A 22,499-nucleotide genomic window follows, 5' to 3' on the forward strand; every position below is an offset into this window, starting at 1 on the left:
TCTGGCGGAACCGCGTCACGGCGGCCTCATCCAGAATGATCTCGCTGACGGGGGCAAGTTCGACCACATCCAGTTTTTCCGTTGTGCGCTGGGTGCCGGGATCAAAGCGGCGTGCACCGTCCAGAACGTCGCCGAAGAAATCCAGCCGCACCGGGCCACCCTCTCCGGGCGGGTAAATGTCGATGATGCCGCCGCGTATCGCGTAATCGCCCGGCTCCATCACCGTGGGGCTTTGTGAAAAGCCCATGCGCACCAGGAACTGACGCAAGGCGTCTTCGTTGACGCGGGTGCCCACGCGCGCGCTGAAGGCAGCCTCGCGCAGCACGTCGCGCGCGGGCACGCGTTGGGTTGCCGCGTTGATCGTGGTCAGCAGGACAAAGCGATCCGGCAGCGCGCCATGAACGAGGGCCGCCAAGGCCGCCGTGCGCATGGCCGAGATATCTGCGTTGGGCGAGACGCGATCAAAGGGCAGACAATCCCATGCCGGAAATGTCAGGACAGGCAGATCAGGTGCAAAGAACGCCAGAGCTTCGGCCATGGCGGCCATGCGCTTGTCATCGCGCGCGATATGCAGCACCGGCCCCTCGACCCGCGCACTCTCGTTGACGATGAGTTGAGCGTCGAAACCTTCGGGCGCGCCGCCTACGACGATATGTTCGGGGTTCTTCATGTCATGGGCCAGATGGGCTGTTTGGCTTAACCGTCAAGCGCCCAGGGCCCGGTGATTGCGATGTTCTGATACATTCCCCACATGGCCGTCACAAAGATCGACAGGGTGCCGATCATCTGCGTCACAAGGCGATGGCGTGACAGCACACGTCGCAATTCTTCGCCTTTGGGCGGATTATGTTCGATCTTTTGAGCCAGTTTGAGGTTTGTGAGACCGACAATCGTCATTGGAAAGGCAAGCAGGAACACCGCTTGGGCGAATTCGATGCGGTAGACCCAGCCAAGCAGCATCAAGCCGGTCAGCACAAAGCTGACCATTCCCATGATCCAGAGGCCCGAGACTCGCGCAATCATCATCAGCCGGTTCACCTTCACGCGCACGATGGTTTCGAGGTCTTCTTCCGCCTGCCCGCCAACGCGACGGGCGCGCACCACCATGTCAAAGGGCACGCCCATCACCCAATGGCTGGCCGATGACCACACAACGGCAAGCGCCACCCAGAACCACAGGTTCGAGAAGGAACGCATATCAATCAGCCAGAATAATTCTTGATAGAAATCCACGAAGCCGAACCTGAATTGCGCTGCACTAAAAGATAACCCGCCTGACCGGTAAGCTCCGGGTCTTGTGACGGGCGTCAATCCATGCCACCCAATAGAAAAATGTGCAAGGAGCCCATGCGATGAAACCGACAGTCGCCCCCTTTCCTTTCGCCCGCATGCGCCGGGCACGCCAATCTGCAGCCATTCGCGGCCTTGTGCGTGAGAACACTCTGACCACGGAGGATCTGATCTGGCCGGTTTTTGTCCGCGACGGAGAGGGAATCGAAGAACCAGTCACCTCGATGCCGGGTGTGGTGCGCCGTTCGGTTGACAAGATCGTCGACGCCGCCCGCGAAGCGCGCGATCTTGGAATACCGGTGATCTGCCTTTTCCCCTACACGGATCCCGCATTGAAGACGGCGGATTGCGCCGAAGCGTGGAACCCCGAGAACCTGTCCAATCGGGCGACCCGCGCGATCAAGGCCGAAGTGCCGGGTATCGCGGTCATGACCGACGTGGCGCTGGATCCCTATAACATCGATGGTCACGACGGGTTTGTCGAAGATGGTGTGATCGTCAATGATCGCTCGGTCGAGGCATTGGTCAAGCAAACGCTCAGCCAGGCCGAAGCCGGGGCCGATATCATCGGACCCTCGGACATGATGGATGGCCGGATCGGTGCCATGCGCAGCGCACTTGAAGCGGCAGGCCATGAGAATGTGATGATCCTGTCCTATGCCGCCAAATATGCCAGTGCGTTCTATGGCCCCTTCCGGGATGCGGTCGGGGCCTCTGGCGCGCTCAAGGGCGACAAGAAGACCTATCAGATGGATCCGGCGAATTCGGACGAAGCCATGCGCCTGATCGAGCGCGATCTGCAAGAGGGCGCGGATATGGTGATGATCAAGCCCGGAATGCCATATCTCGATATTTGCTGGCGCGTGAAGGACGGCTTTGGCGTGCCCACCTACGCGTATCAGGTGTCCGGCGAATACGCGATGATACAGGCGGCGGCTCAGAACGGCTGGATCGACGGTGAGAAAGCGATGCTTGAAAGTCTCATGGCGTTCAAACGCGCAGGCTGTGACGGTATCCTCACCTATTTCGCGCCGGCGGTTGCCCGACTCCTGCGCGGCAGCTAGCCATAGGTCCCGCGTGGCGAAAAACTGCCCATTGTCTACCAGATATAGGTGACAGAGTTGTCTGATCGGCGTATATATGCCGGTAAGATCGGGTTGACCCGGCGATAATGATAACTCAGGCAGAAAACAGGCATATGAACATGAGCATTCCCAAAATTTCGCGCCGCGCCTTTACCGTGGCTGCGCTGGCGAGCGTGAGCGTAACCGCCGCATGCGGCAACGGTATCGGATCCACAGGAGCCTCGACGATCGACGCCCGCGTTGATGCAACGCTTTCGGAAATGTACAGCCAGTACCCCAACACGCGCGAACTGTCGAACAAAGCCGTCGGGTTGCTTGTGATGCCGTTGGTGACCGAAGCCGGCCTTGGACTGGGCGGCGCCTATGGCCGCGGGGCGCTGCGGGTGAATGACGCGACGGTTGACTATTACTCGATGGTCAAGGGGTCCGGCGGACTTCAGATCGGCGCTCAGCAATATGCGCATGTGCTGTTCTTCATGACCGAGGATGCGCTTTCGGATTTCCGTCGCTCACCCGGTTGGGCCGCTGGTGCCGATCTGGAATATGTGATCAGCGACGAAGGCTCGAGTATCTCGGCGGATACAACAACCACGCTGACGCCGGTTCTTGCGGCTGTGTTTGGTCAGGCCGGTTTGCGTCTTGGTGCGACGCTGGAAGGCACCAAATATACACGGATCATTCCTTAAGATCCTTGGTCTGAGCCATCAGCCGATGGTGGCGGCAGGAGTGCCTGACTGTCCAGACCCTGTGGTTCTTCCTTGTCGGTGATGACCGGATCCTTTGCGGCGCGCGCTGCTTGCAGCTTCTGAAGGCTTTTGTGGCGCGCGGTGCAGATATCGCATTCCTCGACAGGCACCGTGGTATCCGCCTGCTGCGCGGCCAGTGAGCCGGCAAGCACAAGACAAAAGCTTATGAGAAGCGCGCGCAGCATCCCTGTCAGCTCAAATCGCTTTGAAGGTCGATGCAGAGGGCAAGCACCCCTGTGTGCCCCGTCATGGTCATTGCATAATAGGCTCTCTGAAAAAGCGATCTTCTCTTAAAGGTATCTTGCAGCGCGCCCATCAAACCCTCTTACTTCCATTGCGCAGGCGACACCGCGCCTGCATCCAGCCCGACATCCACCCTGTCATGTTTGAGCGGTTCGTCAATATCGACCACGCTGTCCAACTCCTGCGCATAGCGGTGCCCGGCATAGACCGCCGCCGCGATAATCGATGGGGCGTCGCAATCCCCGATCCGTGTCAGGCTGAAGGGCAAGCTGTCGCTGCCCGCTTCACCCAGGATCTTGCGATAGAGCGCGTCGTTCGGCTTGCGCGCGGTCACCATCACGATGTTGCTTACGGCCATGGTCTTTTCAGCACCGCTATAGGCGCATTCCAGAACCGCCTGGCTGCCATCGAAGGCCACAAGTGTTTGGGCGGTTTCTATCTGGATCCCACGAGACATCAGATGCGTGCGAATGCGCCAGCGTTCCGAGGTGTTCCCGGCCCAGGCGGACACGCTGTCTGAGGGGGTGACATAGGTCACCTCATGCCCCTCTGCGCGGATGCGCTCGGCCATGACGCTGCCCATGTAATATCTGTCTCCATCAAAGATCAGCGTTGGACCATCCGGGAGGCGACCGTCCATGATATCGTCTGGGGTAAACACCCTGAGAGCGGCCTCGCCTGTGGCGATGGGCAGATAGACTTCTTCGTTGAATCTGTCCGTGCGCCATGTGGCACCGGTTGCGATGGCCACATGGTCAGCCTCGACCGCAAGAACGTCTTCCACACTCAGCAGGCTTTCCCTGAAGATTTCGACGTTCGTCATCTGCAGCAGCTGTTGCTCGCGGTAATCGCGCACGCGGATGTATTCGCTCATCCCCGGCAACGAGGCTTCGCGCGTTACACGACCGCCGATCTCACGGGTGGCTTCAGCCAGCATCACCTCATAGCCGCGCGCGCCAAGTGCGCGGGCGGCCTCAAGACCTGATGCCCCTGCTCCGACGACCAGAACGCGCGCATTGCTGGCCTTTTTCGTGATGATCTCGGGATGCCAGCCGCGCCGCCATTCTTCGCCCATTGTCGGGTTCTGAGTGCACCGGATCGGCACGCCAAGGCTGTCGCCCGAGTAACAGATGTTGCATCCGATGCATTCGCGGATCTCTGACAGACGCCCCTCTTCGATCTTCTTGGGCAGAAACGGATCGGCAATTGACGGGCGCGCGGCACCGATGAAATCTGTAATTCCGCGTTTGATCTGAGACACCATCGTGTCGGGTGACGTGAAGCGACCCACTGTCACAACAGGCTTGTCCGTGACGGATTTCACCCATGTCATGTAAGGCTCGAGCGCGCCTTCCTTGACAAAGCGGGACACGCCCATTTCCAGCGAGTAATCGGCGATATTGATGTCCCAGAGGTCGGGCAGATTTGCCAGCGCCTCCAGCATCTCGCGGCGCTCGCCGAAAATCGGCTGCCCATCTTCGCCGATCTCTTCATCGGCCGAAAACCGAACCGCCACCGCGCAGCGATCTCCAACGGCCTCTTTCGTCTCTTCGATCAACTCACGGGTCAGTCGCATGCGGTTTTCCAGAGACCCTCCATACTCATCCGAGCGTGTGTTCATGCGGGGATTGAGGAAGTTCGACACCAGATAGCCATGGGTGGCGTAGACATAGACGATATCAAAGCCGGCATCGCGCGCGCGCAGCGCCGCGCGCTTGTGCCAGTGGCGCAGGTTACGAATGTCTGTCTTGTCCATCGCGCGAGTCTGAAAAGGATGACCGGCCAGATTAGGAACACTGTCGACATCCATCGAAACCAAACGTGTCATGTTGTTGGAAGAACGCGCGCCGCCGTACCAGAGTTCGGCACCCGCCAGCGATCCATGCTCATGCACTGCATCTGTCATCAACTGATGCGCGCGCACATCGCTGTCATCCCAGAGCGAGGCATAGGCATGGGGCAGATCGTCGGACGTCGGGTGAATCGAGTTGTACTCGGTACAGACGACACCCCACCCGCCCTGTGCCTTGACACCGCGCATGGCGGCAAGTGTGCGCGGGCGCTGATGGCCCATGCCGGTGCAATGGGGCACCTGATAGAACCGGTTGGGCGCGGTGACCGGGCCGACTTTTACCGGCTCGAACAGAATGTCATAACGTGGGTCTCGGCTCATCTCATCGCTCCTGAAGGGCAAGCTGTTCACTTTCCTACAAGGCCTCTCGGCCTTGTCGGTTCGCATCTCGGGCTTGTTTTCGTGGTCCGTTAATAGTCTGGCATGTCGAAATGCTTTGGAAACGTACTGGCAAGAAACCCATGCAGATGGGCTTGCGCAGTCTCGCGGGTGTAGCTGGCGGGATAGGTCAATATATCTAGCCACATCCCGTCATAGATCGCCTCGAGGATATTCGCGATCTGGCGCGGTGGCAGGCCGGTGTATTGGCCCTCTTCGACAAGCCGGGTGCAGAGTTCAACCGAGATATCAAAGCGTTCGGCATCAATGTCTTCGATCAGCTTGCGATATGTTTTGCGCCGCCCGGCCTCGCCATAGAAAGCAAACCAGACGGCCAGCTTCTTGCGCGTACAGATCTTGGGATGGAAATGCGCATCCACGATCGCCAGCAGCTTGTCCTTTGCCCCCAAACCGGCATCGCGGTATTCTTTCAGCCAATGCTCGTGATGCTCATGGGCCAGGTGCATCAGCGTTTCCTCAAAAAGCTTCTGCTTGCTCTCAAAGTGAAAGTTCACGATTCCCAGAGACAGCCCCGCATCATCGGTCACCGTCGACATGGTCGTGCCGCCGATCCCGTGTTTGGCAATCGAGTTGATCGTCGAATTGATCAATTGCTGGCGGCGCACCTCTTTGGTTTCGGTGCGTCGGGGCGGTTTGTCCTCGGAGGTTGGCTTTCTCAGTGTTTGGTTCATAACGGTTCTGCGAAGGGCGGTTCCTGCTTTGGTGTGACCTGTGTCAATCAGCGTCCAGGATAACGACGGAATCCGGTGACCAGGACAGCCACATGGAAGAGCCGTTTGATGCGTCTGGATTACCTGTGTTGCGGTGAAAATTCGGGCTTGAGACGGCGATCGGATCCGCCTTGCCCTCGATGTTGATATAGAAATGGCTGCGCTCGCCCAGATAGGCCGCATTGCTGATTTTGCCTTCGACCGCGTGGCCATCAGCAGGCTTCTGGTCTGAAAGGGAAAACTTTTCGGGCCGCAGGGCGACCTGCACCGGCGTTCCATCCGGTTTGGTCAGCTGCTCAAGCGGCACGGGAATGACCCCCAGACCTTCGGTTTCGACGGCCCCCATCGCGGCCCCATTGCGCCGGACAGTTCCCCGGAAGAAGTTCATGTTGCCGATAAAGCTGGCCACTTCGCGGTTCTTTGGCGTTTCATAAAGCCCTGAAGGCGTGTCCACCTGCAACACCTGCCCTCCCGACATCACCGCAATGCGATCCGACAGCGTCAGCGCTTCTTCCTGGTCGTGGGTCACGAAAACAAAGGTGATACCAACCTGTCTTTGCAGCGCACGCAGCTCAAGCTGCATCTGCTCGCGCAGCTGCTTGTCCAAGGCACCCAAGGGTTCATCCAGAAGCAGCACCTTGGGTTTGAGGATCAGCGCACGTGCCAGGGCAATCCGTTGACGCTGGCCGCCGGACAGCTCATTGGCCTTGCGACTGCCGTAGCCGGGCAGCTTGATCAACTCGAGCATCTCATCGACCCGCGCGGCGCGCTCGGTCTTGGAAAGCTTTTGTTTGCGCAATCCATAGCCGATGTTGTCGGCAACATTCAGATGCGGGAAAATCGCATAGCTCTGGAACACCATGTTGACCGGGCGATGATGGGGCGGCACATCGGACATGGGCTGCCCGTCGATAAAGATCTCGCCCGAGGATGTGCTTTCAAATCCCGCCAGCATCCTGAGAAGGGTGGTCTTTCCGCAGCCCGAGGCACCCAGCAGGGAAAAGAACTCTCCCTGCCCGATGTTCATGGACACTTCGTTGATGGCCTGAAAACTGCCGAAGTACTTGTTGACGTTCCGGATGGAGATAAACGCGTCGGAAGATGACATGGCGTGTACGCCCTTTTTATTTTTCTTCTTCCAGCCCCATCCGCCCAACCCATTGAGCGAAGAAGACCAGAATAAAGGAGACGAAGAGGATCAGTGAAGACAGCGCAAGAACCGATGGGAACTCCTGCGGGAAGCGCAGCTGGCCCCAGATATACATCGGCAGCGTCGGATCTGTGCCGGTGAGGAAGAAGGCCATGATGAATTCATCGAACGATATGGTGAAGGTCAGCAGCAAGCTTGCGATGACACCGGGCATCACCATCGGGAATGTCACGCGCCAGAACGTCCACCAGCCATTTTCACCCAGATCGGCCGAGGCTTCCTCCATCGACGGATCAAACCCCTCGAAGCGCGGCAGAAGAACGGCCACTGCGAAAGGCAGACAGACGATCAGGTGGCCCAGCGTCACGGTGTAAAGTGACAAGGGCACACCCATGCGGCTCATCAGAACCAGAAGAGCAACACCAAAGATGATGCCGGGAATGACCAGAGGCATCATGATGAATGTCACCAGGGCGCTTTTTCCGGGGATGCGATAGCGGGTGATGGCCCGAGCGGCGACAACCCCCAATACGGTCGATATCACCGCGACGACCGCCCCGACCTTTATGCTGTTGAACAGTGCATTCCACACCGGTTCGCGGTGCCACAATTCGCCGTACCAGCGGAAGGTGAAGCCTTCGAGAGGAAATCGGACATAGATCGAGTCATTGAAGCTGAACATCGGGATGAACAGCACCGGGACATAGAGCACGATCAGAAAGATCACCGCATAGATCTGAAGTGGCCTGTTGGGGCGTTTGATATAAGTGCCTGACTCGCTCATGCGATCTTCTCCTGCGCTTTGCGGGTGAGGAAAAGGAACACAAGTGCAATGGCGGCAATCCACAGCATCAGCACGATCGACAGCGTCGCTCCCATTGGCCAGTTGTTCACCGCGCCGAACTGGATCTGGATGAAGTTGCCGATCATCGCTCCATCCGGACCGCCCAGCAGAGCAGGCGTGATGTAGTCCCCTGTCGTTGGAATGAAGATCAGGAAGGTCGCCGCAATGATACCCGGCATCGACAGCGGCAGCGTGATGCGGAAGAAACGCGCCATGGGACCATCACCAAGATCAGTCGCGGCCTCAAGCAGGGATTTGTCGATTTTTTCAAGGCTGACATACAGCGGCAAGATAGCGAAAGCGGCCCATGCATGGGCCAGCGTGATGATCACAGCCTCCTGGCTGTAAAGCAGGAATTCCAGCGGGGCGTCGATGAAGCCCATGCTCATCAGACCGGAATTGATCACGCCCTCATAGCCCAGGATCACTTTCCACGCGAAGACGCGCAGCAGATAGCTGGTCCAGAACGGCAATGTCATCAGGATGATCCACATCATCTTGTTTTTGTGGACATGGAAGGCGACGAAATAGGCCATCGGATAGCACAGCAGAACCGTGGCGACGGTCGCGATGCCTGAAATCCAGAAAGACCGGGTCAGCAGCGCGCCAAAGATCGGCTCGTTCCAGACGCGGGTGTAATTGTTGATCGTGGGCGTCATGTCAAAGCCAAAGCCCTGACGCGTCCACAAGCTCATGACCACAAGGATCATGAAGGGAATGATGATGCCGATCGTCAGGATCAGCAGCGTTGGCGACATGAGCAAGTACCCACGCGCCGCTTCACTCCGATACAGAAAGCCGGCGACTTTCCCGTTTTTTCGGGGCGGAGCGCCTGATTTGGCTGCGGTATGGGGTAGAGATGTATCGGCCATCCGGTTCACTTCTGCATTGAGAGAAGGAGACGCCCGTCGGAGCACTCCGACGGGCGTTTTGGATGCGGGGCGATTAGAACCCTGCTTTGATCTGTTCGAATGTCTCGTTCATTCGTGTTTCCCAGTCCTGCGACTGCGGCAGCTGGACATGGCCGGCCTTTAGGATTGAAAGCGGATCCTTGCTGAGACCCAGTCCGGTCAGGGTGGCTTCGTCGAACTCGTCGAAAGATTTGATGTTCGAGTGGCCATAACCATAGTCGTTGATCATGAATTTGCCGGTCTCAACACTCAAAAGCGAGTCGATCACATCATAGGCGCGATCCAGGTTCGGAGCGTCCTTGTGAATCATCAGACCGCACACCCAGGTCAGAGCGCCCTCTTTCGGTCTGGCAAATTTCACGGGAACACCTTCGGACTGCAGAAGAACGGCCGAGCTGTTCCAGGTCATTGCGGCGGCCATCTCTCCCGAGGCCAGAGCCTGTTCCAGAGTGGTCGTGTCGTCCGTGTAAACACGGATCAGAGGACGTTGTTCGCGCATGACGGCGGCGATTTTTTCAAACGCTTCGTCGGTCGCGATATCGTCAAAATTGACGCCCGCCTTGACCGCGCCACACCACCAGGCATCCGCGCCCGATGCCAGTGAGCCCAGACGGCCAGAGTACCGCTTGTCCCACAGCATGTCCCAGCTTTCCTCGCCTTCCACCTCGAACAGGTCGGTCCGGTAGGTGACGGAAGTTTGACCCCAGTCAAACGGTGCCATCCAGACCATGCCGCCATCGGCCATGTTGCCCGGCAGGTCGACCAGTTCGGGCATCACATCTGCCATGTTGGAAACGCGCGATGGATCGATGGGTTGGAACAGACCGCTTTGCACCCAGCGTGGCATTGCCTGGTTGCAGGGATGCGAGACATCCACGACGAAGCCGCCGCGCATTTTTGTCAGAGCTTCCTCGGATCCGCCAAAGATCGCGAAGTTTGGCAACTCTCCATTCTTGGCCTGATAGGGTCCGAACAGTTCGGGAATGTCATAGCCACCCCATGTGAAATATGTCGCCTGGTCTTCGGTCGATGCCAGGGCACGCCGTCCGGTGGCCGGAAGCGTGGCCATCGCCACGCCGGCAGCCAGAAGACCTTTGGTGAAATTGCGGCGGCTGAGCTTGCCTTCGCGTACAGCGCCAAGCTGGTCGAGAACATCCATGTTGATTTAACTCCCCTGTTGTTTCATGCCGCCTGATTTTTCGACGACTATTTCGTGTTTCACTCGATGAGCCTAGCGCATTTTTCTGCAATTCCTAGCAAAAACGTGGTTTCGCGAAACTTGCTCGACTGAATGATCATTCAATCATTGAAATGTACCGCGAATCGAGTCAAGCCTTTTGAAAGTTCAGAAACTTCAAAAGCGGATCGTGCTTAATATCCGTGCACTCAGCCGCAAAGTGGAACCCGTATTTGGCATGCAGCACCAGGGAGTAAGGCAAAATGACGAGTGAATTGCGTGTTTATCGATTCGAACCGAACGGGCCAGATGGTCTCAAGCCAATGGTGCTGGATCCGGCGGATTTTCACACTGTGCCCGAGCAGCAGAACCTGCATGTCTATTTCCAGGACAAGGATCTGGGCATGAGCGTGGGGGTCTGGGACACAACCTCCATGCAAGAGGCATTTGGCCCCTACCCCGGCGATGAGTTCATCTTTGTTCTTGAGGGCGCGTTCAAGATGCTGGACGAAACCGGCGATGGTGTTGACGCCAAACAGGGTCAGAGCGTGATCTTTCGCAACGGCGTTCCTGTCAGCTGGAAACAGGACGGCTATCTCAAGAAGTTCTACATCACCTATTTGGATCCGCGCGCCGAAACGCCGGAAGGCCTGAGCGCGGATGGTGGCATACAGGCGCTTGATGCCGATATGGATCTGACTGACGAATATCTGCTGCCCGACAGCGATCCGCCCACCCGCGAGAAGGTCCTATTCAAGAACGATCACGGCAACTTTGAGGTTGGTCTTTGGGACACTCAGGCCTTCACCAGTGAGACAAATCCCTTCCCCTGTCACGAGTTCGGCCAGGTCCTGGACGGCGAGGTCACGCTGACCGATGCCGACGGCACAGAGCATCTGTTCGTCAAGGGCGATTGCTTTTTCATTCCCGCCGGTACCGAGGTGGCCTGGAACGTGCCGAGGTATCTCAAGAAGTATTACGCCGTTCTCATTCCCGAAAATCGACCAGGAGCGTAGTGATGATACATAAATTACAACGCCGCACGGTGCTGGCCGGGCTGGCGCTTGCAGGAGCAACCCCACTCATGGCACAGACACTTCCCGCAAATCCTGACGTGGTCATCATCGGTGCCGGTGCGGCAGGTCTTTCGGCCGGTCGTGCTTTGCAAAAGAAAGGCGTGTCTTTCATCATCGTCGAGGCATCCGGCCGTGTCGGTGGGCGCGCCTATACCGAAAGCACGACACTGGGCCAGCCGTTGGATCACGGCTGTTCCTGGATTTCGGGGTCCAACAAGAACGCCTTTACCAAGCTCGCTCAGGAAGGCGGATTTACCCTCGTGAACCATACATCCGCGGGATCGGCACTGTTCGATCTCAACGGCAATCCGGCCAGCGATGCGGAATGGGCGGCTTATGACCGGGCGTGGGTTTCGATTGAACGCGCGCTCTCAAGGGCGGGAAAGGCCGGACTGGATGTCGCCGCTTCCTCGGTCACACCTGAAATGCCCTATTCCGCAACGGTTCAATCCTGGATGGGGGCGATGGACTATGGCGTGGACTTTGATCAGGTCTCGACCGCCGATTATTGGGAAAGCGCCGACGACCAGCCCAGCTTCTTCGTGCGCGAAGGTCTGGGCGCGGTCGTGGCGACTTTGGCTCAGGGACTGCCGATTTCCCTCAATACTCCGGTCAGCGCGATCGATTACTCCGGGCCCGGCGTCTCGGTTGAAACCGCCACGGGCACCATCCGTGCCAAAGCCTGCATCGTGACGGTCTCGACGGGTGTTCTGGCATCCGGAAAGATCAAGTTCACGCCCGCGCTTCCCGTCGCCAAACAACAAGCGATCGCCGACATCCCCATGGGTCTGCTGATGAAAGTGCCTTTGATGTTCGACGGTGCGCGTCTGGGCTTCGAAGAGAATGACTGGGTCACTCATCGCATTCCCGAAGACAAGGCAGGTGAGGCATGCTTTTTCGTCGCCTGGCCATGTGGGCATGACTATATCTTCGGCAATATCGGTGGCCGCTTTGGCTGGGAACTGTCGGCGCAAGGCTCGGATGCGGTGGTGGATTATGCCCTGAGCGAGTTGATCCGCCTGGTGGGCAGCGATGCGCGCAAGCATTTCATCAAGGGGCTTGCCACCGACTGGGCTGAGAACCCGTTGACGCTGGGTGCCTATGGCGCGCCCCGGCCGGGTAAGAACAGCGCGCGCGAGGTCCTGGGCAAACCTGTGGGCGACACTCTGTTCTTTGCCGGTGAGGCCATGGCCGGAGAGGTTTCGGCGCTGGTCAACGGAGCTTACGTCAGTGGAAAGAAAACCGCCAAGAAAGTCGCCAAAGCCCTCGCCTGAGCTAGGGTGCCGTCATGCGGAGCGCGCTGAGATCTGTTTGAAATTCAGATCAAGCGCGCTCCATAACGCGTTCTAATTGCTGTCGAAAACCGCCATCATGTATGCGCGCAGGCGGGCCAGGTCTTCATCCACGCTGGCCTCTGGATCACAGTGAAAAGAGGCTAGCGCCTCAACCCGGATTGTCCCGCTTTTGGGCAGGAAACGACCACGGGGCAGCAACAGGTCGCTGTCGTGAATGATGATCGGCCGGATTGTCCGGCCTGTGTCACGGGCCACCAGCACGGCCCCGGCTTTGAATTCGCCCAGAGACTGTGTCTTCGTCCGCGTGCCTTCGGGAAACAGAACCACAGAGCGCCGCGCGGGCATGTCCTTGACCGCCTTGCTCAGCGTATCCATCGCCACGCTGCCGCTTTTGCGGTCGATCTCGACCAGCCCGGCACCGGTGAACCCGGTCCGCAGCAAGGGGGAATCGCACAGCTCTTTCTTGGCAGCAAAGGTGAACCATTTTTCGTCCGGCATCACATCCATCAGTGTAAAACCATCCAGATGGCTGCGATGGTTGATCACGATGATGCTGTCGGTGTCGCCCCTCAGCTCCGCCTTGTTGGCATCGGACATATCCACCCGGATGCTCAGCAGCCACAACAGTCGCGAGCAGGCCCGCTTGACCGTACGCCAATACCACCCGCGAAAGCCTTTGCGACCGACACAGATCAGCGGAACGAAAGCGATATAGAGAAAATAGAACGGTCCCAGCACGACCAGCAAAACCCGCTTGATCAGCCGGATCGGCAATGGATCAATCGCGGCGGTGGCGGTTTTGCTCAAATCCGTGCTGTGTGTCATGAGAACCTTTGGCCTCTTTGCCCCCGATGCGGGGCGTGGGGCCATGAAATGAGACGTTCAGCGTCATGACAAACACCGGACATGACGGAGCGCCGTCACAATCTGGCCGACGTATTCAACAAATGTGCAGGCAACTCAATGCAAAAACCTTACCTCGGGGCAGCCCGAGGTATCTGAATGTCAGACCGGCTGCTCCAGATCAGGCACAAGCCGCGCAAGACAAGCCAGCGTCGCCTCCATGGCACCTGCGTTATCAAGGGTTTCGGGCGTCACATGCAGACGCTGCCAGTACCCATCCGTCATCGTGTCCATCCATTCGGCCATCTGTTCGGCCTCCTGAACGCTGGCTCCGGGCAACAGGCTGCGCCAGACCTCTGACAGGGCAAAACGGCGGCGTTCATCAAAGCTGTCCGCCACTTCGGCAAAGGTATCCGAGAACCGCAATTCTCCCCAGAACGCAAACCAGAGAGGCAAAACATCAGGGCCGCAGGCGGCGGGTTTGAAATCCGCTTCAAGGATTGCCAACAATCGAGCGCGTGGATCATCCCCCGCCTGCTCAACCGCGTCCGTCCACAAGGATTCATATCCCTGATACAGATCGCGCAGCGTCTCGGTCAGCAGGCCGGACTTGGATTTGAAGTAAAATACCGCCACGCCCTGGCTCAGCCCTGCCTCTTGCGCCACAGTGGCCAGCGTGGTCTTTGCCAGCCCATGTCGCAGAATGGACCGCCGCGCAGCTTCCAGAAGCTGGCGCCTGCGCTTATCGGCATTTTCCTTGCGCTCTTTGCGCGGCTTTTTCACCTCTGTTTGGATCAGTTCGACCTCCCCTGCTCTGAGCGGGTGTGTAGCAGAGTTAATCATATCACGAAATCCTCTGCATTAAATTTATTTGAGCGCTCAAAAAAACTTTACGAGGTCCTCGCGCTTCGTTATCCAAGATGCCATGACGCTGAAAAATTCGTATGATGTGATTGTTGCCGGAGCAGGCCACAATGGATTGACCACCGCTGCCTATCTGGCGCGCGCCGGTCTTCAGGTGCTGATCGTTGAGAAAAACGACTGGATCGGTGGGGCTGCTGTCAGCCGATCGCTGCATGATGGCTGGACTTATTCCAACTGCTCTTATGTGTGCTCGCTCTTGCGGCGTGAGATCGCGCGCGACCTTGATTTGCCGAAATACGGTCTGCAGGTCATTCCCTACGAGGGCGGTGCAAGCTTTACCCGGGATGGCGACTATTTTGCCTATTACTCGGATCATCATGCGCTGCGCCGCGAGATGGCCCGCCATTCGCCGCGCGATGCGGATGCATATCAGGCCTATTCTCAGGCGATCATGCGTCAATGCCGTTTCATCCGGCCGTTTCTGCTGCGCGATGCGCCCGATCCTGCATCCTTGAGGCCGCGTGATCTGGGCGAAATGGCCTATCTGGTCAAAAAGGCTCATGGGCTGGGCAAGAAGGAACTTGGCGAAACGCTGCGCTTCTGGACCATGTCCATCGGTGATTTTCTGGACGAGCACTTCGAGAATGACCTGATCAAGGCGCATCTTGCCGGTTCCGGCATTATCGGCACCGGCCTTGGGGTCTATTCTCCGGGTACGGCCTATGTGCTGTTGCATCATTACATGGGCGATATCGACGGCGGTATCGGGGCTTGGGGTTTTGCGCGCGGCGGAATGGGCGCGATCTCAAACGCCTTGGGCGCGTCATTTGAAGCGGCTGGCGGGACCATCCACAAAGGCTCGGGCGTCGAACAGTTCTTGATCAAGGACGGCCGCGTTACCGGCGTGGCGCTGGAAGATGGCAAGGAGTTTTTCGCGCCCGTCGTTGTGTCCAACATGGACGTCAAGCGCACCTTCCTGAAACATGTGGACCGCTATGCCCTGCCCCTTGAATTCACCAAGGCTGTCGAGCGGTTCAAGATACGCGGATCATCCGCCAAGCTGAACATCGCGCTGGACCGCATGCCCGATTTTCCCGCGGCCCCGGCCCATGCCAGTTTCCTGCGCGGCGACATGCACGCATCCCAAAGCCTGTGGGAACTGGAGCGGGCCTATGACGACTGGAAGAACGGTCATGTTTCGAAAAAGCCCTATATCGACATGCTGATCCCCAGCCAGATCGACCCGACCATGGCCCCTCCGGGCAGTCACATGATGACGGTATTCGTGCAATACGCGCCCTATGACCTCGAGGTGAACGGAAAACGCTCGGGTCAGAACTGGGATGACGCCCAACGCAAGAAAATGTCCGAGGCCGTGCTGGATCAGATGTCGGTGGCTTGCCCTGATATCCGCGAGCGCATCGTTCACATGGAAGTCCGCTCGCCTCTGGATATCGAGCGTGAAGTCGGCCTGACGGAAGGTAACATCTTTCAGGGTGAGCTGACCTTTGACCAGTTGTTCTTCAACCGGCCCGTGCCGGGCTATGCGCAATATGACTCGCCTATTGCCGGGCTTTACATGTGTGGCTCATCCTCGCATCCCGGTGGCGGCGTCATGGGGGCGCCTGGTGCCAATGCGGCGCGCACGATCATCCGGCGCGAAGCCAGGCATACCCGTATGAAAGGGTATGCCGCATGAGCAAGCATGATGTCCTTGTCATCGGCGGCGGGCTGAACGGTCTGGTCGCAGCCACCATATTGGCGCGCAAAGGCAAGAAGGTCTGTTTGATCGAGCAATCGGACCGTCTCGGTGGCATGGCCGCTGCGGGAGCCGATGGCCAGTCACGCATTGCGCATCTGCTCTATAACCTGAGCCCGGTCGTGCGTCGCGAAATCGGCATGGATGCCCATAAATGGCCCTTTGCCACGACCCCGCTTCCAACTGTAGTTCTGTCTGCGGACGCTAAACATGTTGTCGTGCGCGGCTCGACCGTCAGCTTCAGCGATGGTTCGGCCCATCCTGAGGCCGATACCTATCGCGCGCTGATGCACCGTCTCAAGCAATATGGCGCGCTTTTGCGTCAACTGGCCGAAGGTCCGCCCCCGGGGCTGGACGGGGGGCTGACATCCAAAGCGTCTCTCAAGCAACTCTGGCGGCTGGGTCGTCTGGGGCTGGATATCAAGCGGATGGACAAGCCGGAATTGCGCCGTTTTCTGCAGGTGCTGCTGTCCAACGCGTTCGACATGATCCTGGACGAGCTCAAGGACGGCCCCCTTGCAGGTCTTCTGGCCGCAGATGCGGTGCGCGGGGCCGCGGCTGGCCCGCGGTCGCCGGGCACGGTGTTCAGCCTGATCTATCGCATGGGACATGGCGCAGAGACGCAACTGCCGACAGACGGTATGGGCAGCGTCATCGATGCTTTTGCCCAGGCGGCCACCAAGGCCGGTGTCGAGATCAGAACCGGCGCATCGGTTGCCCGCATCCTGAGCGAAGGGGACGCTGTCACAGGTGTTGAAACCAGCCAGGGCGAGAGCTTGAGCGCAGGAACGATCCTGTCCAGCACGGGCGCGCTCAAAATCGCAGAAATGACCGGTTTCGCACAATTTGATGTCGAAGCGACCCGCCGCATGCGCAATATCCGCGCGCGGGGAACCGCTGCGAAGGTGAACCTGACGCTCAAGGCCGCTCCGACAATTCCGGGCTTGCCGGATGATCTGGGCGCGGCCCGTTTTGTTCTTGCCCCCAGCGCGGATTACGTCGAACGCGCCTTCAATCCATCCAAGTACCGCGAAATGTCCGAGCAGCCGGTGATCGAGGCCATCCTGACCGATGACGCGCGCCTTTCGGCAATCGTGCAATACGCGCCCGTCGATCTGGAGGGTGGCTGGAGCAAAGCTGCAAAAGACAGGCTGCTGAAGATAACCCTTGCGGCACTGGAGGCCAGCATGCCTGGTCTGGGCGGGCTGGTTGAGAGCGCCGAGGTGATCACGCCCGATCAGATCGAGGCCGAAACAGGTGCTCCGGGCGGCCATTGGCATCATGCGGAAATGACGATGGACCAAGTTTTGACCCTGCGTCCGGCCAATGGCATCGGGCGCTACGCGATGGGGCCGAAGGGTCTGTATCTTTGCGGAGCATCCTCTCACCCCGGCGGCGATCTGATCGGGCTGGCGGGGCGCAATGCGGCGCTCAAGGCGTTGGAGGATATGGCATGAGCGTGATGACCGATCCAAAACTGGCCATGATGGAAAGCCCGGTCCATGCGCGCCTGGACACGTTGAACCGTGCAAAGAGCTGGTACAACTGGGCCGGCTATGCGGCACCATCCGTGCTGGACACAATGGAATTCGAGTATTTCGCCCTGCGCAATCAGGCTGCGATCTTCGATGTATCGCCCATGCACAAGTATCGCATTCGTGGCCCTAAGGCTGGCGAGATGCTCAATCGGGTGATGACACGCGATATCACCAAGATCCGCAGCGGGCGCGTCGGCTATACGCTTTGGTGCGACGAGGACGGAATGGTCATTGATGATGGCACCCTCTTCCGCCTGGGAGAATCCGACTGGCGTCTGTGCTGTCAGGAGCCGATGCTTATCTGGCTTTTGGATGCGGCCTGGGGATTCGACGTCGAGATCGTCGATGAAAGCGATCTGATTGCCGGGTTCGCCTTGCAGGGCCCATCGTCATTTGCCGTGCTTGAGAGCGCGGGTCTGGATGTGGCGCATCTCAAGCCCTTTGATCTGGCCGAGATCGAACCGGGTCTGATGATCTCACGCACCGGGTTTACCGGTGATCTTGGCTATGAAATCTGGATGGACTGGGACGCCGCGCTGTCGGTGTGGGACCGCCTCTGGAGAGCAGGCGCTCTCTGGGGGCTGCGCGGTATCGGCTATGAGGCGCTGGATTATGCCCGTCTTGAAGCAGGGTTCATCACCGCTGGCGTCGACTTTCAGCCGATCCACGCGACCGAACGGCTGCATCGTGGCTCTACGCCCTATGAGCTCGGTTTGGGGCGTCTGGTGGATCTTGAAAAGGGCCATTTCAACGGGCGCCGCGCATTGTTGAATGCGCGCAAGACTCCACGCAGCCTGTTGATGAAGTTTGATGTAGAAGGTTTCAAGCCGGCCAATAGCGCTTTGGTGTATCACAAGAAAACCCGCGAGGTCGGACATATCACCTCGGGCATCTGGTCCCCGACTGCAAAACGCAACATCGCTTTGGCACATGTAAAGATGCCCTGGGCCGGTAAGCGACCCGCAGATCTCTGGGCCGAGATATATACGTTGCAGGAAGGCAAATGGGACACGCGCATGGTGCGTTTGACACCTGTCAAGACCGCCTTCTTTGCTCCGCCGCGCGCCCGAGCAACGCCACCCGCCCGAACGTGATCCGAACAGGAGAAAGACATGAACGATCTTGCCAACACACCCAGTGACGAAGAACTCACCGACTGGGATCGGGAACACAACCTGCACCCTTGGGCGGGCATGGACGGGTGGCGCAATGATGAATACATGCGCGTCAACACCGCCAGCGGCATTTATGTCTGGGACGATCAAGGCAAGAAATACATTGATGGTCCGGGTGGCATGTGGTGCGTGCAGATCGGTTATGGGCGCGAAGAGATGGCTGAGTCGATTGCGCGTCAGGTAGTGGCAATGCCCTATGCCTCACCATGGTCCTTCACCACCGGACCTGCGGCGGAGCTGGCCAAGAAGATCGCGGACATGACACCGGGTGATCTGAACACCGTGCATTTCACCACCGGCGGTTCAACGGCCGTTGATACCGCGTTGCGCGCGGTACAGTTCCTGAACAACCGGCTGGGACGGCCCGACAAGAAAATCGTGATTGCCCGGGAAAAGGGATATCACGGATCGACGTATCTCGCCTCGTCGGTGACCGGCAAGGAGCGCTTTAAGACCAAGTTTGACAACGCTGATATTGTTCGGTTTTTGCCAGATGTGAACCCCTATCATCGTCCCAAGGGCATGAGTTTGGAGGCCTGGTGCGATGAAAAGATCGATGATCTGGAAAAGATGATCGCCGACGTCGGTGCCGATCAGGTCGGGGCGTTCATCGCCGAACCGATCCTGTGTTCGGGCGGTGTGATCGTTCCGCCTCCCGGGTATCACAAGCGCACGCGAGATATCTGCACGTCCCATGATATCCTGTACATTTCGGATGAAGTCGTCACGGGCTTTGGCCGGCTGGGCCATTGGTTCGCCTCGGAAGATGTTTACGGCATCGTGCCGGACATCATCACCTGCGCAAAAGGGCTGACGTCGGGCTATTTGCCGCTTGGGGCCTGTATCCTGTCGGATGCGTTGATGGAACGGATGGCCGGTGCCGAGGGCGATGACGTCTTTTACAACGGCTATACCTATTCGGGTCATCCGGTGAGTTGTGTTGCGGCCCTCACGAATATCGAGATCATGGAACGCGAAGACATTCTGGGCCATGTCCGCAGGGTCACGCCGCTTTTTCAGAGCCGGTTGCGCGAGATTGGCGAAAAGTTCGATATCGTTGGCGATGTGCGTGGGGAAGGTCTGCTGGGCTGCATCGAATGCCGCCCGGACCTCGAGCGCCAGACCTATGACGCGCATCTCCAGTTCGGTCAGAAACTGGATGATGCCTGCGAAGAGATGGGCCTCTTGTTGCGCCCGTTTGGAAACATGGCGGTGTTTTCCCCGCCTCTGATCATCACGGAAGCAGAAATCAACGAGATGTTTGACATTATGGAGGCCGGCTTGACCAAGCTGAGTGCGCAGTACAATGCCTGAGATTACCCGTTTACCCGCTGATGCATCAGCGCAGACCGTTGCGACCACCTTGCTGAACGAGGGCGGTGCCATCGTCGAGAGCGCAATACCCGAAACTCTGCTGGAAACTGTTCTGGCTGATTTCCAGGGCCCGTTTGATGAACAGGGTCACAAGTTCGCCAATGATTTCAATGGCTACAAGACGCGCCGCCTTGGTGCCGTTCTGGGCTTCAGCCGTGCGTCGGCTGACATTCTGGGGCACCCTCTGGTCATGGGGGTGGCTGATCTTGTGCTCAAGCGGCACTGCAAGACCTATCGCATCGGCTCTTCCACCGCCATCGAGATCCATCCCGGCGAAAAGGCGCAGCAACTGCACCGCGACGACGATTTCTATCCGATCCGCATTCCCGGCGTCGAATTCCAGTTTTCCGCCATGGTCGCACTTACCGATTTCAACGAGCAGAACGGAGCCACCCGGGTAGTTCCGGGTTCTCAGGATTTGCGTCCCTTTGATGCCGTGAGCGAGGATGACATCACCCAGGCAAGCATGTCCCGCGGGTCGATCCTGTTCTATCTGGGCAGCACGATCCATGCAGGCGGAGCCAACCAGTCCGATGCTGTGCGCACAGGTCTGATAACCACCTATTCGCTGGGCTGGCTGCGTCAGGAAGAAAACCAGTATCTGGCGGTTCCGCGCGACATGGCCGACAGTTATCCCGAGCCGATCCGCCGATTGATGGGATATGCCGCGCATGGGCGTTATCTGGGCGTGTATCCGGGCGATCCGGATGGCTATTGGTTTGATTCCTGAGCCGTGCTCAGGGCGCGCCATTGGGAACGGGTCAGTTCAAACCATGACACCGCCTCTCCATAGGCGCGCCCCAAGCCAAAGCCGCGCATGCCGGCCTTGGTCAGAACATGCTGTGATTTGACGTTGTCGAGATCCGTGCAGGCAACGATCTTGTCCAGCGCGGTCTTTTCAAATCCGAACCGCAAGAGACGCTTGCAGATCTCGGTGGCATAACCTTGCCCCCAGGCGGAGGGGCGCAGCATATACCCGACTTCGATCTCATCCTGCGGATAGGCATCCGGTACGACCTGCAACCAATCCATGTCCGATCCTTCAATGGGGATCGGCGTCAGGACTCCATCTCCGATCTTCTGGCCAGTATCCTTGCGCGTGACCGCCCAGATCCCGATGCGCCCGCCTGCCCCGCGTTTGACGGCATGCGACATATGCTCATGCACGGCCTCGGGCGTCATGGGATCGGCCACGTATTTCATCACCTCGGGGTCGCAAAGCACCGCCTGCGCGATGTCTTCGTCTTCTGCCCCAAAGGGTCTGAGCCACAGACGCTCGGTCTCCAGTATCAGATCCTTTTCGGGCAGCGGCGAGATCATGAAGGTTTGCGTCCCCGGATATGATGGGGGCAATGCTCGCCCTTTTTCAGAACGCCAACCAGTTTTTCCCAGGTTCCGATCTGATGGGCGATAAAGTCCTTGCCGTGCCGCTCTTCCCAGCGGGCTCGGTTGGGGCCGGTAAGTTCGGCATGTTCCTGCGCTGCCACCTTGGCATACCATCGGTTCCGGTTGACCAGTTCGATGTCGACAAAGCCTGCATCCTCCATGGCCTTGGCATAGCTTTTAGGAGAGGCCATGGCAAAATCCAGCGCTTCGGACTTGATGTAATCCGCCATTTCTTGGGAGGGTTCTGCGTCATGTGAAATCAGCCAGTCCGAGGCCGCAAACTGTCCACCGGGCTTCAGAACACGAAACGCATCCGCTGCCATGGCGGTCTTGTCCGGGATATGAAGAATGGAATCCTTGGAAAAGACCACATCGAACGTGCCTTCTTCAAAGGGAAACGGGCCGGGAACAACTTTGACGATCCCGATCTTGTTGGTCAGGCCTGCGGCCTCTGCCCGGGCGCGGGCTGCGGTGCAGACGGGGTCTTCGACGTCGATCCCCGTGACATGGGCCGCACCACGATCGCGCACAAGTATCACCGCGATCGCTCCGGAACCACAGCCGATATCCATGACATGTTTGCCTTTGACATCCACCCCCTCAAGGACGCGCGCGACCTCCTCCATGCCGCCGGGAGACAGGAAACCTTCGCCCCACATCTCTTCCAGGAAATCAATGTGCTGGGTGTCGTAAAGATCTTCGTCTGACATGGTGATCTTCCCTTTTTCTGCCGTGCCCCGTGATGATCATTGAGGCTTTGATCCTGTGCCACAAGCCCTTTT

Annotated in this window: 21 protein-coding genes and 1 pseudogene; 9 read left to right on the top strand and 13 right to left on the bottom strand. The window is 58.4% G+C overall.

What is annotated here, in order from left to right:
• Together WAO69_RS15275 and WAO69_RS15280 are read right to left on the bottom strand one after the other, a co-directional pair.
• Nucleotides 1-670: pseudogene (locus WAO69_RS15275) on the bottom strand (transcription-repair coupling factor); the annotation flags it as partial.
• Nucleotides 671-696: 26 nt separating this feature from the next.
• The gene (locus WAO69_RS15280; protein WP_422180667.1) at nt 697-1,233 is read right to left on the bottom strand and encodes a component of SufBCD complex; all 537 of its coding nucleotides are present in this window, start codon (nt 1,231-1,233) and stop codon (nt 697-699) included.
• A gap of 119 nt (nt 1,234-1,352) precedes the next feature.
• Between WAO69_RS15280 and hemB the strand changes: the two genes are divergently transcribed.
• On the top strand, nt 1,353-2,354 hold the full coding sequence (gene hemB, locus WAO69_RS15285) for a porphobilinogen synthase (RefSeq protein WP_422180669.1): 1,002 nt from the start codon (nt 1,353-1,355) through the stop codon (nt 2,352-2,354).
• 140 nt (nt 2,355-2,494) lie between these two features.
• Nucleotides 2,495-3,061 carry a YSC84-related protein gene (locus tag WAO69_RS15290; RefSeq protein ID WP_422180671.1) on the top strand — a complete coding sequence of 189 codons (567 nt, stop codon included), beginning with the start codon at nt 2,495-2,497 and terminating at the stop codon, nt 3,059-3,061.
• On the opposite strand, the gene WAO69_RS15295 is transcribed toward WAO69_RS15290, so the two are convergent.
• From WAO69_RS15295 to WAO69_RS15325, 7 genes are all read right to left on the bottom strand, one after another.
• On the bottom strand, nt 3,058-3,306 hold the full coding sequence (locus tag WAO69_RS15295) for a hypothetical protein (RefSeq protein ID WP_422180673.1): 249 nt from the start codon (nt 3,304-3,306) through the stop codon (nt 3,058-3,060). The two genes, WAO69_RS15290 and WAO69_RS15295, sit on opposite strands and share 4 nt — an antisense overlap.
• Nucleotides 3,307-3,446: 140 nt before the next feature.
• On the bottom strand, nt 3,447-5,537 hold the full coding sequence (locus WAO69_RS15300; RefSeq protein WP_422180675.1) for an FAD-dependent oxidoreductase: 2,091 nt from the start codon (nt 5,535-5,537) through the stop codon (nt 3,447-3,449).
• 89 nt (nt 5,538-5,626) lie between these two features.
• Nucleotides 5,627-6,286, bottom strand: a complete 660-nt coding sequence (locus WAO69_RS15305; RefSeq protein WP_422180677.1) for a TetR/AcrR family transcriptional regulator — start codon at nt 6,284-6,286, stop codon at nt 5,627-5,629.
• 43 nt (nt 6,287-6,329) lie between these two features.
• Nucleotides 6,330-7,433: an ABC transporter ATP-binding protein gene (locus WAO69_RS15310; protein ID WP_422180679.1), complete on the bottom strand. Its 1,104-nt coding sequence runs from the start codon at nt 7,431-7,433 to the stop codon at nt 6,330-6,332.
• Nucleotides 7,434-7,449: 16 nt separating this feature from the next.
• The gene (locus WAO69_RS15315) at nt 7,450-8,259 is read right to left on the bottom strand and encodes an ABC transporter permease (protein ID WP_422180681.1); all 810 of its coding nucleotides are present in this window, start codon (nt 8,257-8,259) and stop codon (nt 7,450-7,452) included.
• The gene (locus WAO69_RS15320) at nt 8,256-9,191 is read right to left on the bottom strand and encodes an ABC transporter permease (protein WP_422180683.1); all 936 of its coding nucleotides are present in this window, start codon (nt 9,189-9,191) and stop codon (nt 8,256-8,258) included. Before WAO69_RS15320 ends, WAO69_RS15315 begins: the two co-directional genes overlap by 4 nt.
• Nucleotides 9,192-9,264: 73 nt before the next feature.
• Nucleotides 9,265-10,389: an ABC transporter substrate-binding protein gene (locus WAO69_RS15325; protein ID WP_422180685.1), complete on the bottom strand. Its 1,125-nt coding sequence runs from the start codon at nt 10,387-10,389 to the stop codon at nt 9,265-9,267.
• A gap of 281 nt (nt 10,390-10,670) precedes the next feature.
• On the opposite strand from WAO69_RS15325, the gene WAO69_RS15330 reads away from it, so the two are divergent.
• Nucleotides 10,671-11,423 carry a cupin domain-containing protein gene (locus tag WAO69_RS15330; RefSeq protein ID WP_422180687.1) on the top strand — a complete coding sequence of 251 codons (753 nt, stop codon included), beginning with the start codon at nt 10,671-10,673 and terminating at the stop codon, nt 11,421-11,423.
• Nucleotides 11,424-11,425: 2 nt separating this feature from the next.
• Nucleotides 11,426-12,757: a flavin monoamine oxidase family protein gene (locus WAO69_RS15335; protein ID WP_422180689.1), complete on the top strand. Its 1,332-nt coding sequence runs from the start codon at nt 11,426-11,428 to the stop codon at nt 12,755-12,757.
• Nucleotides 12,758-12,829: 72 nt separating this feature from the next.
• On the opposite strand, the gene WAO69_RS15340 is transcribed toward WAO69_RS15335, so the two are convergent.
• Together WAO69_RS15340 and WAO69_RS15345 are read right to left on the bottom strand one after the other, a co-directional pair.
• Nucleotides 12,830-13,603, bottom strand: a complete 774-nt coding sequence (locus WAO69_RS15340) for a lysophospholipid acyltransferase family protein (RefSeq protein WP_422180691.1) — start codon at nt 13,601-13,603, stop codon at nt 12,830-12,832.
• 180 nt (nt 13,604-13,783) lie between these two features.
• Complete coding sequence (locus WAO69_RS15345; protein ID WP_422180693.1) at nt 13,784-14,464, bottom strand: TetR family transcriptional regulator C-terminal domain-containing protein; 681 nt, start codon at nt 14,462-14,464, stop codon at nt 13,784-13,786.
• Nucleotides 14,465-14,546: 82 nt separating this feature from the next.
• Between WAO69_RS15345 and WAO69_RS15350 the strand changes: the two genes are divergently transcribed.
• From WAO69_RS15350 to WAO69_RS15370, 5 genes are read left to right on the top strand one after another with little or no spacing between them, the layout of a single operon-like run.
• Nucleotides 14,547-16,184 carry a phytoene desaturase family protein gene (locus tag WAO69_RS15350; RefSeq protein WP_422180695.1) on the top strand — a complete coding sequence of 546 codons (1,638 nt, stop codon included), beginning with the start codon at nt 14,547-14,549 and terminating at the stop codon, nt 16,182-16,184.
• Nucleotides 16,181-17,701: a phytoene desaturase family protein gene (locus tag WAO69_RS15355; RefSeq protein ID WP_422180697.1), complete on the top strand. Its 1,521-nt coding sequence runs from the start codon at nt 16,181-16,183 to the stop codon at nt 17,699-17,701. Before WAO69_RS15350 ends, WAO69_RS15355 begins: the two co-directional genes overlap by 4 nt.
• Entirely contained in the window at nt 17,698-18,876 is a 1,179-nt protein-coding gene (locus WAO69_RS15360; RefSeq protein WP_422180699.1) for an aminomethyltransferase family protein, read from the top strand. Before WAO69_RS15355 ends, WAO69_RS15360 begins: the two co-directional genes overlap by 4 nt.
• An 18-nt stretch (nt 18,877-18,894) precedes the next feature.
• Nucleotides 18,895-20,271 (top strand): aminotransferase, encoded by a 1,377-nt coding sequence (locus WAO69_RS15365; protein WP_422180701.1) that lies wholly within the window; start codon nt 18,895-18,897, stop codon nt 20,269-20,271.
• Nucleotides 20,264-21,061: a phytanoyl-CoA dioxygenase family protein gene (locus WAO69_RS15370; RefSeq protein WP_422180703.1), complete on the top strand. Its 798-nt coding sequence runs from the start codon at nt 20,264-20,266 to the stop codon at nt 21,059-21,061. The genes WAO69_RS15365 and WAO69_RS15370 overlap by 8 nt, the downstream gene beginning before the upstream one ends.
• Here the strand turns inward: WAO69_RS15370 and WAO69_RS15375 are convergent.
• Together WAO69_RS15375 and WAO69_RS15380 are read right to left on the bottom strand one after the other, a co-directional pair.
• Nucleotides 21,043-21,651, bottom strand: a complete 609-nt coding sequence (locus WAO69_RS15375) for a GNAT family N-acetyltransferase (protein ID WP_422180704.1) — start codon at nt 21,649-21,651, stop codon at nt 21,043-21,045. The genes WAO69_RS15370 and WAO69_RS15375 overlap by 19 nt on opposite strands.
• Nucleotides 21,648-22,427 (bottom strand): methyltransferase domain-containing protein, encoded by a 780-nt coding sequence (locus tag WAO69_RS15380; RefSeq protein ID WP_422180706.1) that lies wholly within the window; start codon nt 22,425-22,427, stop codon nt 21,648-21,650. Before WAO69_RS15380 ends, WAO69_RS15375 begins: the two co-directional genes overlap by 4 nt.
• Nucleotides 22,428-22,499: the final 72 nt, after the last annotated feature.

Source organism: Aestuariivita sp. (assembly GCF_049276915.1).
Taxonomy (GTDB): domain Bacteria; phylum Pseudomonadota; class Alphaproteobacteria; order Rhodobacterales; family Rhodobacteraceae; genus Aestuariivita.